The organism is Streptomyces sp. GD-15H, assembly GCF_045291515.1.
Taxonomy (GTDB): Bacteria; Actinomycetota; Actinomycetes; order Streptomycetales; family Streptomycetaceae; genus Streptomyces.
The window spans coordinates 5,985,551-5,998,949 of sequence record NZ_CP149447.1; the positions used below are offsets into that span (position 1 = coordinate 5,985,551).

9 protein-coding genes and 4 pseudogenes are annotated in these 13,399 nt (G+C 70.6%); 7 read left to right on the forward strand and 6 right to left on the reverse strand.

Features of this window, described 5'->3' with window-relative positions; translation table 11 throughout:
- Positions 1 to 300: 300 nt before the first annotated feature.
- A pseudogene (locus WJ438_RS28225) lies at positions 301 to 880 on the reverse strand (serine hydrolase domain-containing protein); the annotation flags it as partial.
- An 18-nt stretch (positions 881 to 898) separates the two neighbouring features.
- Positions 899 to 1,366: a GNAT family N-acetyltransferase gene (locus tag WJ438_RS28230; protein ID WP_406727709.1), complete on the reverse strand. Its 468-nt coding sequence runs from the start codon at positions 1,364 to 1,366 to the stop codon at positions 899 to 901.
- Between the two features lie 95 nt (positions 1,367 to 1,461).
- Here WJ438_RS28230 and WJ438_RS28235 point away from each other — a divergent pair, with 95 nt between their 5' ends.
- Both WJ438_RS28235 and WJ438_RS28240 read left to right on the forward strand, forming a co-directional pair.
- Positions 1,462 to 1,941 carry a MerR family transcriptional regulator gene (locus tag WJ438_RS28235; RefSeq protein ID WP_406727710.1) on the forward strand — a complete coding sequence of 160 codons (480 nt, stop codon included), beginning with the start codon at positions 1,462 to 1,464 and terminating at the stop codon, positions 1,939 to 1,941.
- Positions 1,941 to 2,955, forward strand: a pseudogene (locus tag WJ438_RS28240) (aldo/keto reductase). The gene WJ438_RS28235 and the pseudogene WJ438_RS28240 overlap by 1 nt, the downstream one beginning before the upstream one ends.
- A 15-nt stretch (positions 2,956 to 2,970) precedes the next feature.
- Here WJ438_RS28240 and WJ438_RS28245 read toward each other — a convergent pair.
- The 3 genes from WJ438_RS28245 to WJ438_RS28255 all read right to left on the reverse strand — a co-directional run bounded on the left by WJ438_RS28245 (position 2,971) and on the right by WJ438_RS28255 (position 5,886).
- Positions 2,971 to 3,819 carry a DUF4429 domain-containing protein gene (locus tag WJ438_RS28245; RefSeq protein ID WP_406727711.1) on the reverse strand — a complete coding sequence of 283 codons (849 nt, stop codon included), beginning with the start codon at positions 3,817 to 3,819 and terminating at the stop codon, positions 2,971 to 2,973.
- Between the two features lie 85 nt (positions 3,820 to 3,904).
- Positions 3,905 to 5,104: an alpha/beta hydrolase gene (locus WJ438_RS28250; protein WP_406727712.1), complete on the reverse strand. Its 1,200-nt coding sequence runs from the start codon at positions 5,102 to 5,104 to the stop codon at positions 3,905 to 3,907.
- Between the two features lie 113 nt (positions 5,105 to 5,217).
- Positions 5,218 to 5,886, reverse strand: coding sequence for a TetR family transcriptional regulator (locus tag WJ438_RS28255; RefSeq protein ID WP_406727713.1), 669 nt, complete (start codon positions 5,884 to 5,886; stop codon positions 5,218 to 5,220).
- A gap of 134 nt (positions 5,887 to 6,020) precedes the next feature.
- Here WJ438_RS28255 and WJ438_RS28260 point away from each other — a divergent pair, with 134 nt between their 5' ends.
- Positions 6,021 to 7,637 carry an MFS transporter gene (locus WJ438_RS28260; protein ID WP_406727714.1) on the forward strand — a complete coding sequence of 539 codons (1,617 nt, stop codon included), beginning with the start codon at positions 6,021 to 6,023 and terminating at the stop codon, positions 7,635 to 7,637.
- A 264-nt stretch (positions 7,638 to 7,901) separates the two neighbouring features.
- Positions 7,902 to 8,244, forward strand: a pseudogene (locus WJ438_RS28265) (small hydrophobic protein).
- Between the two features lie 95 nt (positions 8,245 to 8,339).
- Here the strand turns inward: WJ438_RS28265 and aceE are convergent.
- Positions 8,340 to 11,087: a pyruvate dehydrogenase (acetyl-transferring), homodimeric type gene (aceE, locus tag WJ438_RS28270; protein WP_406727715.1), complete on the reverse strand. Its 2,748-nt coding sequence runs from the start codon at positions 11,085 to 11,087 to the stop codon at positions 8,340 to 8,342.
- A gap of 407 nt (positions 11,088 to 11,494) precedes the next feature.
- Between aceE and WJ438_RS28275 the strand changes: the two genes are divergently transcribed.
- The 3 genes and pseudogenes from WJ438_RS28275 (at position 11,495) to WJ438_RS28285 (ending at position 13,268) form a co-directional block, all read left to right on the forward strand.
- Positions 11,495 to 11,932, forward strand: a complete 438-nt coding sequence (locus tag WJ438_RS28275) for a DUF3052 domain-containing protein (RefSeq protein ID WP_406727716.1) — start codon at positions 11,495 to 11,497, stop codon at positions 11,930 to 11,932.
- Positions 11,933 to 12,101: 169 nt separating this feature from the next.
- Positions 12,102 to 12,561: pseudogene (locus WJ438_RS28280) on the forward strand (peroxiredoxin).
- A gap of 131 nt (positions 12,562 to 12,692) precedes the next feature.
- Positions 12,693 to 13,268, forward strand: a complete 576-nt coding sequence (locus WJ438_RS28285) for a TerD family protein (protein ID WP_406727717.1) — start codon at positions 12,693 to 12,695, stop codon at positions 13,266 to 13,268.
- The last annotated feature ends 131 nt before the right edge of the window (positions 13,269 to 13,399 follow it).

Below are 13,399 nucleotides of genomic sequence, written 5' to 3' on the forward strand. Positions count from 1 at the left end.
GTCGTGCGGGGGCGGCGGGACCACGCCCTCGTGTCGCGGCGGTTGATGCGGGGTTTCAGCCGCGCAGTTCCGACAGCACCGCGTCCGTGAACGGCGGCCAGGCCTCGACCGCCCAGGGGCCGAAGGCGCGGTCGGTGAGGGCGGCGCAGGCCACCCCCGCCGCCGGGTCGATCCACAGGAACGTGCCCGACTGGCCGAAGTGGCCGAAGGTGCCCGGTGAGGACGAAGCACCCGTCCAGTGGGGGACTTGGAGTCGCGGATCTCGAAGCCGAGGCCCCAGTCGTTGGGGTTCTGGTGGCCGTAGCCCGGCAGGACGCCCTTGGTGCCCGGGTACTGGACCGTCATCGCCTCGGCGACGGTGCGCGGGTCCAGCAGGCGCGGGGTCTGGACCTCGGCGGCGAAGCGCAGCAGGTCCTCCACCGTGGAGACGGCGTCCTTGGCGGGGGAGGCGGTGCCCTCCAGGGACGTCGACGTCATCCCCAGCGGCTCCAGCACCGCCTGCCGCAGGTACTCGGCGAACGGGATCTCCGTCGCCTTCGTGACGTGGTCGCCCAGCTGCTCGAACCCGGCGTTCGAGTACAGGCGGCGCTCGCCGGGGGCGGAGGTCACCCGGTGCTCGTCGAAGGCGAGGCCCGAGGTGTGGGCGAGGAGGTGGCGGACCGTGGCGCCGGAGGGGCCTGGCCTCGTCCAGCTCGATCGCGCCCTCCTCGTACGCCACGAGCACCGCGTAGGCGGCGAGCGGCTTGGTGACCGAGGCGAGCGGGAAGCGGTGTCCGGCCGGTCCGTGGGTGCCCAGGACGGTGCCGTCCGCCCGGACGACACCCGCCGCGGCGGTGGGAACCGGCCAGTTCTCGATCAACGCGAGGCTCTTGAGCGACATGCCGTCGAGCCTAAGCGCTCACAGCCGCAGCTCCAGCAACGGGTCCGGCTTCCGCGTGAAGCCCAGCGAGGCGTACAGCGGCTCGGCCTGCGTGGACGAGGTGAGGCGGACGCGGCGGGCGCCCCGCTCGCGGAACCACTCCAGCAGCGCCTCCACGCAGGCGCGCGCGTAACCCCGGCGGCGGGCGTCCGGGTCGGTGGCGACGCTGAAGACGTAGCCGTCGGTGCCGTGCGGGTTGTGCGCGCCGCCGATGCGGTAGTCGATCGTGCCGGCCACCAGCGCCGCCAACCCGTGCCGGTCCGGGTGGTCCACCACGAACGCCGCGAAGGTGCCGTCCGTCTCGGCCAACCTGGCGCGCAGTACGGGCAGGGAGTCGGCGTGCCAGTCCGTGGAAGGGGAGGAGCGGGGCATCGAGTCGATCATCACCTGGCGCAGCCGCAGTACTTCTTCCGCGTCCCCGGGCACCGCACGGCGTACGAGAGTCATGGCCGCCATGCTATTCAGCCGACGCGCCCGCCATCCCGCCGTTTCTCGCCAGTCACGGTGCCTGGAGTGCACTCCAGGGATCTAGCGTGGAGTGCATGACGGTGACGGAGACCATGGGTGGGAGTACGGGTACCAGGGCCGACATCTGCGCCGGCCCGCCGCAGGGCGAGCGGCGGCCGGGCGGCCGGGAGACGTACACGATCAGCGAGGTCGTCGCCCTGACCGGGCTGTCGGCCCACACCCTGCGCTGGTACGAGCGCATCGGCCTGATGCCGCACGTCGACCGGTCGCACACCGGTCAGCGCCGCTACGGCAACCGCGACCTCGACTGGCTGGCCCTCGTCGGCAAGCTCCGCCTGACCGGTATGCCGGTCGCGGACATGGTGCGGTACGCGGAGATGGTGCGGGAGGGCGACCACACCTACGGTGACCGCCTCGAACTGCTCACGGCGACCCGCGAGGACGTACTCGCCCGGATCGCGGAACTCCAGGGCACCCTCGCCGTACTCGACCGGAAGATCAGCTTCTACGCGGACGCCGGGCGCGCCCCGGCGTCGGAGAGGTCCAGGTCATGATCACCGACGGCAGGATCACGACGGCGGCCCTGGGCGCCGGCGGCCCCGAGGTGGGCGTGCAGGGCCTGGCTGCATGGGCATGAGCTTCGCCTACGGCCCCGTGGACGCGGATGCCTCCCGGGCCACCCTGGAGCGGGCGCTGGAACTCGGCGCCACCCTCTACGACACGGCGGACGCGTACGGGGACGGGGAGAACGAGCGGTTCCTGTCCCCGTTCCTCAAGGCGCACCGGGACGAGATCGTCCTCGCGACCAAGTGCGCGCTGTCGATCCCACCGGACGACCCGACCCGGCGGAGCATCCGCAACGACGCCCCGTACATCCGCCAGGCCGTCGAGGCGCGCCTGCGGCGCCTGGACGTCGACGTGATCGACCTCTACTCCATGCACCGGCGCGAGGTGAACGTGCCGATCGAGGAGACCGTCGGCGTCATGGCCGAGCTGGTGCGCGAGGGCAAGGTCAGGCAGCTCGGCCTGAGCGAGGTCACCGCCGACGAACTGCGGGCCGGGCACGCCGCGCACCCGATCGCCACGGTGCAGTCGGAGCGGTCGCTGTTCAGCCGGGACATCGAGGCGGAGGTGGTACCCGCCGCCCGCGAACTGGGGGTGACCCTGGTGCCGTACTCGCCCCTCGGGCGGGGCTTCCTCACCGGCTCCTTCGTCGACGCCGACCAGGGCCTCACCGCCGACGACTTCCGCCGTCAGATGCCCCGCTTCACCGGCGAGAACGCGGCGGCCGACGCGGCCCTCCTGGACCCGATCCGCACCGTCGCCGGCGCTCACGACGCGACACCCGGTCAGATGCCCTGGCCTGGGTGCAGCAGCGGGCGGCCGTGCACGGCCGCCCGGTCGTCCCGATTCCCGGCACCCGCAAGCCGACCCGGGTGGAGGAGAACACGGCGGCGACCCGGATCACCCTCACGGACGCGGAACTGGCCCAACTGGACCCGCTCGCGGCCGAGGTGGCGGGCTCCCGCTACGCGAACACGGCGCAGACGTCCGCCGGACGGGAGTAGAGGGAGCAAGCACCGCTACAGCTCCGCCAGCAACTCCGCCTTCTTGGACGAGAACTCCTCGTCCGTCACCAGTCCCGCCTGGTGCAGTTCGCCGAGGTGGCGGATGCGGTCGGCGATGTCGGCGGGGTCGCGGCGCACGGCCGCCGCGACCACCGCGGGCACCGGCTCGGACGTCCGTACCGCCGCCAGCACCGCCGCCGCGAACGGCAGTGACTCGTGCACCGGCCCGTAGCCCAGCCCGAACACCACGGCCGCCGGGTCCTGGTCGGCCTGGGGCGGCGACGCCGGCTCGTCCCGGCGCAGCAGCCGCAGGTGCCCTTCGAACACCTCGGGCGACCGCCACTCCACCCCGCTCAGCTCACCCACGGGGAAGCGCTGGTCACCGGCCTTCCACTTCGCCGACGAGGCGCCCGTCCAGAACCAGTGGAAGGAGACCGTCGTCCCGTCGAAGGCGGCCCTGCCGTCGTACGCCTTGAACCGCAGCGGCGTCTCGGGGGCCGGTACCAGGTGGCGTTCGGCGGGGCCGGACTCGGTGAGGCGGGCGAGGAGTTCGTCGGCGTAGTACTCGGCGAGCGTCTCGCGCTCGGCGGGCAGCACCAGCCGGTAGGGGTCGCAGCTCTCCTTCAACTGCCCGGCCGCCGCCTCCATCAGCGGGTCGGCACCGGGCCGGGGCTCGACGCGCAACACGACGCTGCCGCGTCGGCCGGGGGTCAGCGTCACCCCGGCGATGGCCTCCAGGGGGATGCGCCGTTCCCCGAGTGCCTGGAACAACTTGGGTGTGCGGATCCCCCTTTCGTAACGGATGACCACGGAGTCGGAGTCGAACTCCCAGGCAGCGTGAAATCCGGCCAGTACGTCACCCATGCGGCTCATCGTATGCGGCACGAGCTTTTTCGTCCCCTCCCCGTGCATACCGCAGTTCCTCCTTCCTCTACGCGCGTCCAGGTGCCTAGGCGTAGGACAAACCCGCCCGGCATACGCCGTCCTCGTGTGCGCAGGCCACCGCGCGGTATGCGCCAACGCCGATCTCGGCGAAGTTGCGCAGACTGTCCGTGCCCGGCTCGAAATACCCGCTGTGTCCCTCCGCCTCACGCGCCGACAGGACCCGCGCCCCGAAACCGGGGGACACCGGGTCGGCGCCGTGGCCCAGTCCGCCGACCTCCAGATAGGGCACGTCCTGGATCCAGTCGTCGGCGTCCCGCATGGCCCACACGCGCGCGTGGGTGCGCAGTTGGGAAGCCGTCTCGGCCCGCATGCCGGGACTGCCGGCCACCGCGATGTCGGTCACCCGGCCGGGCAGCGTGCTCGCGGCGAGCCCGCACACCACGGAGCCGTAGCTGTGGCAGAACAGCGAGACGGGGGCCGCGCCGGGCAACGCGCGCAGCAGCGCGTCGAGCCGTACCGCGCCGGCCTCGGCGCGCCGGGCCATGGCCGCCTCCATGCCGAGTCCGCCGGGCGCGGTGTAGTCGGCCCAGGCGATCACGGCGGTACGGGTCGAGGGGTCCGCCTCGTGCTCGGCCGCGCGCAGCGCCTCGGCCATGCCGACGGGGGCCGAGTGGCGGCGGTGGGTGCGCTGGAAGGTGAGCAGGTCCGTGTCGACGCCGGGGACGACGACCGAGACGCGTTCGGCCTCGTCCAGATCGCCGAAGACCTCGGCCACGCGGCCCGGCCCCGACGGGTTGAAGGCGAGGATCTGACGTCCGGGGCTCATCAGCGTCCCGAGGCGGTTCATCCGGCGGCCCGCCTGATGCTGTCCCGCGGGCGTGAGACGTGTGTCGCGCATCCGTTTCCGCTCAACCTCGCGGGCCTGCTCCAGCGCGATGCGGTTGGCGCGGTAGCGCAGATCGACCGGGGCGCCGTTCATGTTGCCGACCGCGAGCGGGAAGCGGCGGGCGAGGCTCATCCGCTGCGCCTCGGTGAGCGAGGCGAAGAACCGGGCCAGCCCGGCGGGCGCGGACTGCGGGTCGGGCAGCTCGCGGCCCGCCATGCGGCCGTGCTCCCAGGCGGTGAGCGCGGCGGGGAGAGGTGCCGCGTTTCGCTGTTGGCGCAGGGCCGTCCAGCCGGTGGTCGCCAGCATCACGAACGCGACGGCGAGCGCGAGGAGCGCGCGCCATGCGTTCGGTTGCGGAGAGGTGTCGAAGGAAGTCACTGACAGGACACACTAGGAGAACGAGAGGGTCTCGCGTGAGTCGAGTGACGGGTATCACGTTTCAGCGCGTCGGGGTGTGAGCAGTGGTCAACCGGCCGGACATGGACGGAGGCTCAACCGGTCCGCCAGTTCCCCGCGAGCGCCGGGCCCAGCTGGTCCAGGTAAGCCGTCGTCAGCTCGCGCATGGCGGCGAGGCTGACGTCGTCCCCGGTGGACCAGGAGTGCTCCGCGACCCGGATGACCCCGCTGAAGGCGGCCACCAGGATGCGCGGCCGGGGGTCGGTGTCCAGGTCGATGCCCTCGCGGCCGGCGAGGACGCGGGCCAGCCGGTCCTCCAGTTCGGTCGCGCGCCGCAGATGGGCGGCGAGCAGCGCGGGCGTGGACTCGATCACCCGGTACACCTGGAGGTGCAGTTCCAGGGGGACGACCTGCTCGACGACCTCGTTGATGCCGTCCCAGCTCTCCTGCAGGGCCCGGCGCAGCACGTCCAGCGGCGGTTCGCCGGGCGGGCGCGCCCGTACGGCGTCGACGACGAGGGACTCCGCGAGGCGCGGGACGTGGAACGCTACCTCCTCCTTGCTGGCGAAGTAGCGGAAGAAAGTGCGCTGCGAGACGTCGACGGCGGCGGCGATGTCGTCGACCGTCGTACCTTCGTAGCCGCGCGTCGCGAACAGTTCCAGAGAGGAGCGGACCAGCGCGTCCCGGGTGAGCCGCTTCTTGCGTTCCCGTAGACCCGGCGTCGGCGCAGGCGCCGCGCCGACGGCGGTCCCGACCGTCTCCATCGATCCTCCCGCGTGTCCCCTGGGGAGCGTTCTGGAACTGTTCCCCCAGTTCAGGCTATACGGGCGTGACGAGTCGGCTGCCGTTCGGTGAATTGGTTTGTCAACTGTCAGCGGCTGACATTAGCCTCGACGTCATGACCAGTCAGACCACCATCGACGCGAGGGGACCCGGGGACAAGGCGCCCGCGGGACCATCGGACGGGCCCGGCAGAGGGCTGCGCGGCCATCCCTGGCTCACCCTCTTCACCGTCGCCGTCGGCGTCATGATGGTGGCCCTCGACGGCACCATCGTCGCCATCGCCAACCCTGTCATCGCCAGGGACCTGGGCGCCACCTTCGCCGAGGTCCAGTGGATCACCAACTCGTACTTCCTCGCCCTCGCGGTCTCGCTGATCACCGCGGGCAAGCTCGGTGACCGCTTCGGCCACCGGCAGACCTTCCTCATCGGCGTCGTCGGCTTCGCCGCCGCCTCGGGTGCCATCGGCCTGTCCGACAGCATCGCGGCGGTCATCGTCTTCCGTATCCTGCAGGGTCTGTTCGGCGCGCTGCTGATGCCGGCCGCGCTGGGTCTGCTGCGGGCCACCTTCCCGGCCGAGAAGCTCAACATGGCCATCGGCATCTGGGGCATGGTCATCGGTGCCTCCACCGCCGGCGGCCCCATCCTCGGCGGCGTCCTCGTCGAGCACGTCAGCTGGCAGTCGGTCTTCTTCATCAACGTCCCGGTCGGCGTCGTCGCCGTCGCCCTCGGTGTGTGGATCCTGCTCGACCACCGCGCGGAGAACCGCCCGCGCTCCTTCGACCTGCCCGGTATCGCCCTGCTCTCCGGTGCGATGTTCTGCCTGGTCTGGGCGCTCATCAAGGCTCCCGCGTGGGGCTGGGGCGACCTCAAGACCTGGGGCTTCATCGTCGCCTCGGTCGTCGGTTTCCTGATCTTCGCCTTCTGGGAGACGCGGGTGCGGGAGCCGCTGATCCCGCTGGGGATGTTCCGCTCCGTCGCGCTGTCCGCGGGTGTCGTGCTGATGGTCCTCATGGCCATCGCGTTCATGGGCGGCCTGTTCTTCGTCACGTTCTACCTGCAGAACGTGCACGGCATGAGCCCCGTCGACGCCGGTCTGCACCTGCTGCCGCTCACCGGCATGATGATCGTCGGTTCTCCCCTGGCCGGTGCGGTGATCACCAAGATCGGCCCGCGGATCCCGCTGGCCGGCGGCATGGCCCTCACCGCGCTCGCCATGTTCGGCCTGTCCACGCTCGAGAAGGACACCGGCAGCGGTCTGATGTCGCTCTGGTTCGCCGTGCTGGGCCTCGGTCTGGCCCCCGTCATGGTCGGCGCCACCGAGGTCATCGTGGGCAACGCGCCGATGGAGCTCTCCGGCGTCGCCGGCGGTCTCCAGCAGTCCGCCATGCAGGTCGGCGGCAGCCTCGGTACGGCCGTGCTGGGCGCCGTGATGGCCTCCAAGGTCGGCAGCGACCTCCCGGCCAACTGGGCGGCCGCGGGTCTTCCGCCGCTCACCCCGGAGCAGTCCGCGCAGGCCTCCGAGGCCGTCCAGGTCGGGGTGGCGCCGGTGGCCCCGGGCATGCCCGAGGCGCTCGCCGCGAAGATCACCGATGTGGCGCACGACACCTTCCTCTCCGGCATGAGCATGGCGTCCCTGGTCGCCACCGGAGTCGCCGCCGTGGCGGTGCTGGTCGCCTTCCTCACCAAACGCGGCGAGAACGCGGAGGCGGGCGCGGGCGTCGGCCACATCTGACGGGCCCTCGGGCCGCGTTCGCTCATCAGGGTGAACAAAAGCGGTGAACCCTCCCCTCCCGTGGGCACCGCAGGTCACAGTGAGTCAAGTCCTCCGGAGGACATGGAGGATGCGGCTGCGGCGCGCTGCTGGAGGGGGGCAGCGCGCGGGCAGCGGCCCCTACTGCCGTCCGCCCGGCGTGAATTCACCGCCGAAGCGGGGGTACCCGCCTCTCAAGGAACCCCAAAAGTTCCCCGACCGACCAAGGGGATCAGGGAGTTGACGATGGCGAGCTTCGGACACGGTACGCGCAGGCACCCCCGCTCACGTGGCCGGACGGGGTCACGAGGGGGGTCCCCCTGTTCGAGCGAAGCCGAGAACTCGGGGAGGGCCGGATCGCGCGACGCTCGCAATCATCGGAGTCATCCGCGCGGTCGCCGGATTCTTCGTGCTGGGGGTCATCCTCGGCCCCGTGGCGATCGTCTGCGGCTGGCTCGCCATGGGCCGCAGCTGGGCGGGGCCCCGCCCGGTGACGGCCCTGGTCGCCCTCGTCCTGGGCGCCATCGACACACTCCTGGCCGTCATCTGGCCGGCCGGAGCGACGACCCCGGGCTACGGCATGTTCTGACGAACCCGCCGACCCGGGACCGAACGGGAGGGGAGGGCCTCCGGCGACTCGCCGGAGGCCCTCCTCCATGTCCCGTCACGCCACCCGGCGGGACGTCACGCGTCGCCGCCCGCCGGGCCCGGGTCGGCCGCGGTGACGTCGAGCAGCTGGTAGCGGTCGATGGCCTGCTTCAGCACCGACCGGTCGACGTGGCCCTCGCGGGCCAGCTCCGTCAGCACCGCCAGCACGATCGACTGCGCGTCGATGTGGAAGAACCGCCGGGCCGCCCCGCGCGTGTCCGCGAAGCCGAAGCCGTCCGCGCCCAGCGACTGGTACGTCCCCGGCACCCAGCGCGCGATCTGGTCCGGCACCGACCGCATCCAGTCCGACACCGCCACGACCGGCCCCTGCGCGGGGGCCAGCTTCCGCGTCACGTACGGGACGCGCTGCTCCTCCTCCGGGTGCAGCAGGTTGTGCCGCTCGCAGTCCACCGCCTCGCGCCGCAGCTCGTTCCAGGACGTCGCCGACCAGATGTCGGCCTTGACGTTCCACTCCTCGGCGAGGATCTTCTGCGCCTCGATCGCCCAGGGCACCGCGACACCGGAGGCGAGGATCTGGGCGGGCAGACTGCCCGCCGTGCCCTCGCTGAAGCGGTACAGGCCCTTCAGGATGCCCTCCGCGTCCACGTTCGTGGGCTCGGCCGGGTGCTGGATGGGCTCGTTGTAGACGGTCAGGTAGTAGAAGACGTCCTCGCCGTGCGGGTGCTGCTCGTCGCCGCCGTACATCCGGCGCAGACCGTCCTGCACGATGTGCGCGATCTCGAACCCGAAGGCCGGGTCGTACGCGACACAGCCCGGGTTCGTGGACGCCAGCAGCTGCGAGTGGCCGTCCGCGTGCTGAAGGCCCTCACCGGTCAGGGTCGTGCGCCCCGCGGTCGCGCCCAGGACGAAACCGCGCGCCAGCTGGTCGGCCATCTGCCAGAACTGGTCACCGGTGCGCTGGAAACCGAACATCGAGTAGAAGACGTACACCGGGATGAGCGGCTCGCCGTGCGTGGCGTACGCCGAGCCGGCCGCGATCAGCGAGGCCGTGCAGCCGGCCTCGGAGATGCCGTCGTGCAGCATCTGCCCGTTCGGCGCCTCCTTGTACGCGAGCAGCAGATCCCGGTCCACGGACTCGTACTGCTGGCCCAGCGGGTTGTAGATCTTCGCGCTCGGGAAGAACGAGTCCATGCCGAACGTGCGGTACTCGTCCGGCGCGATCAGCACGAACCGTTTGCCGATCTCCTTGTCCCGCATGAGGTCCTTGAGGAGCCGGACAAAGGCCATGGTCGTCGCGATGGACTGCTGACCCGAGCCCTTCTTCACGTTCGCGTACGTCTTGTCGCCGGGCAGCGCGAGCGGCTTGGAGCGCACGACGCGGGTCGGTACATACCCGCCGCAGGACTTGCGGCGGTCGTGCATGTACTGGATCTCCTCCGAGTCCCGGCCCGGGTGGTAGTACGGCGGCAGGCCGGACTCCAGGTCCTTGTCGGCGATCGGCAGGTGCAGGCGGTCCCGGAAGCCCTTGAGGTCGTCGACCGTCAGCTTCTTCATCTGGTGCGTGGCGTTGCGGCCCTCGAAGTTCGGACCCAGCGTCCAGCCCTTGACCGTCTTGGCGAGGATCACCGTCGGCTGGCCCTTGTGCTCCAGGGCCGCCTTGTACGCCGCGTAGATCTTCCGGTGGTCGTGACCGCCGCGGCCCAGGTACAGGATCTGGTCGTCGGTCATGCCCTCGACCATGGCGCGCAGCCGGTGGTCGTCGCCGAAGAAGTGGTTGCGGATGTACGCCCCGGACTCGGTGGCGTACGTCTGGTACTGGCCGTCCGGTGTGGTGTTCATCCGGTTGACCAGCACGCCGTCCCGGTCCTGGGCGAGCAGCGGGTCCCAGGAGCGGTCCCAGACCAGCTTGATCACGTTCCAGCCGGCGCCCCGGAAGATGGACTCCAGCTCCTGGATGATCTTGCCGTTGCCGCGCACCGGCCCGTCGAGGCGCTGCAGGTTGCAGTTGACGACGAAGGTCAGGTTGTCCAGGTTCTCGCGGGCGGCGATGGACAGCTGGCCCAGCGACTCCGGCTCGTCCATCTCGCCGTCGCCGAGGAACGCCCACACATGCGACTTCGAGGTGTCGGTGATGCCGCGCGCCTGCATGTAGCGGTTCATCCGGGCCTGGTAGATCGCGCCGATCGGGCCGAGGCCCATCGACACGGTCGGGAACTCCCAGAAGTCCGGCATGGACCGCGGGTGCGGGTACGACGACAGCGCGTCGGGCGCCTTCGACTTCTCCTGCCGGAAGCCGTCCAGCTGCCGCTCGGTGAGCCGGTCCAGCAGGTACGCGCGCGCGTAGATGCCCGGTGAGGCGTGGCCCTGGAAGAAGATCTGGTCGCCGCCGTCGCCCGCGTCCTTGCCGCGGAAGAAGTGGTTGAAGCCCACGTCGTACAGCGACGCCGAGGACGCGAACGTGGCGATGTGGCCGCCCACGCCGATCCCGGGCCGCTGTGCGCGCGAGACCATCACCGCGGCGTTCCACCGGGTCGCGTTGAGGATTTTGCGCTCGATCTCCTCGTTGCCCGGGAAGAAGGGTTCCGCGCGGGTGGGGATCGTGTTGACGTAGTCCGTGCTCCGCATCTCGGGCACGGCCACGCGCCGCTCGCGTGCGCGCTCGATCAGCCGCAGCATCAGATAGCGGGCCCGCTCCCGGCCGCGCTCGTCGACGGCGGCGTCGAGGGAGTCGAGCCACTCCTGTGTTTCCTCGGGGTCGAAGTCAGGAACCTGACTCGGAAGGCCACCAATGATGATCGGGTTGCGATCGGATGCGGAAGCCACGCTGTTCCTTACCTGTCAGAGGGCCGTGAGAAGGCCGCTGCTTCACTGATTTAGCCGTCTGCGCGCTCCCCATCGTCCACCCCAGGGCCGCACACGTCATCTCTACCGATAGGTAACCCGACCGCGACACCGGTACGGTGGCATACGGGACGGGCTACGGACTCGTGCGAGTCTCGTACCCGTATACAGTTCCCAAACGCCCATAGGGGGCACAAGGGTGTGGTGTGTATCACTGTGGGCCAGGATGATGTGCCTGGAGTTGCGGTGACCCGGCCAGGATCGTCACCGTTTCGGCGGTCCCTGCGGCCGGGTACTTGCGCGAACCGCCCCGCCCGTGTGGACTACGGCCAACGCCGCGCGCCCGCGCGTGGCTGAGATATTCCCAAACCATGATCAGGAGGCAAACCGTGAGCGCGACCGCGGACCACGCGGAGGAGCGGACGAACCCTGCCGCCAGGCTGGGGTTCCAGCCCGGGCAGGTGGTCCAGGAGATCGGCTACGACGACGACGTCGACCAGGAACTCCGCGAGGCCATCGAGGGCGTCATCGAGAGCGACCTGGTCGACGAGGACTACGACGACGTGGCTGACGCCGTTGTGCTGTGGTTCCGCGACGACGACGGCGACCTGACGGACGCGCTGGTGGATGCCGGCACGTACATCGAAGAGGGCGGGGCCATCCTGCTCCTCACGCCGAAGACAGGCCGTTCGGGCTACGTCGAGCCGAGTGACATCTCGGAGGCCGCCACCACGGCCGGCCTGACGGCGGCCAAGAGCGTCAGCGTGGGCAAGGACTGGAGCGGCAGCCGGCTGGCCACGCCGAAGACCGCCAAGTCCAGGAGGTAGTCACGGCGGAGGCGGCCCCGGCGGCACTCCCGCCGCCGCGGGCCGCACCCCACCCCGAACCCGGGCGGGCTGACCAGCTCAGCCCGCCCGGCCCACTGCCGTATCCCCCTGCGTAGGGTGTTCCCGGGAACGAACCGGGAACAGCACCCCCGAAGGGACGAACGAGGCGATGGCGATCCAGGTCGGCGACAAGGCCCCCGACTTCGAGCTCAAGGACAATCACGGCGCGCCCGTACGACTGTCCGACCACCTCGGACAGCGGAACGTGGTGCTCGTCTTCTACCCCTTCGCCTTCACCGGCGTGTGCGCCGGGGAGCTGCGCGAACTGCGCGACAACCTGCCGCTCCTCACCGACCGCGACACCCGGCTGCTCGCCGTCTCCAACGACTCCATCCACACCCTGCGCGTCTTCGCCGAGCAGGAGGACCTGGAGTACCCCCTGCTGTCGGACTTCTGGCCGCACGGCGAGGTCTCACGCGCGTACGGCGTCTTCGACGAAGGCAAGGGCTGCGCCGTGCGGGGGACCTTCGTCATCGAACCGGGAGGGCATCGTGCGTTGGACGGTCGTCAACGCGCTGCCCGACGCACGTGACCTGAACGAGTACGTCGAGGCGCTCGACGCACTGTGAGCACGTCCGACACCGCGTGATCCCTCGCCCGGGGCCTGCGGCGGCCGGGAACCCATCACTAGGATCGACACGTTGATCGGACATCCAACGCACGACGGGGCTTCCCGCCCCCGGACATCAATGGAGGACTCGTGGGAGTCAGCCTCAGCAAGGGCGGCAACGTATCGCTGACCAAGGAGGCGCCGGGCCTGACCGCGGTCATCGTCGGACTGGGGTGGGACGTCCGCACCACGACCGGCACCGACTTCGACCTGGACGCCAGCGCGCTGCTGGTGAACAACACCGGCAAGGTCACCAACGACGCCAACTTCGTCTTCTTCAACAACCTCAAGAGCGCCGACGGCTCGGTCGAGCACACCGGCGACAACCTCACCGGTGAGGGCGAGGGCGACGACGAGCAGATCAAGGTCAACCTCGCCGGTGTCCCGGCGGAGGTCGAGAAGATCGTCTTCCCGGTCTCGATCTACGACGCCGAGAACCGCCAGCAGTCCTTCGGCCAGGTGCGCAACGCGTTCATCCGCGTCGTCAACCAGGCCGGCGGCGCAGAGATCGCCCGCTACGACCTGTCGGAGGACGCCTCCACGGAGACCGCCATGGTCTTCGGCGAGCTGTACCGGCACGGTGCCGAGTGGAAGTTCCGTGCCATCGGCCAGGGCTACGCCTCCGGCCTGCGCGGCATCGCGCAGGACTTCGGCGTGAACGTCTGAGACGGTCACGTCCCGGGCGTCGCCCGGGTCCGGCCGCCTCGCACGACTGTTTTGTCCGGCGCCGCACGGTTTACGTGGGGCGCCGGACGCGCAGGACCACCTGAGAGACATCATGGGCCTGTCTTTGGGTT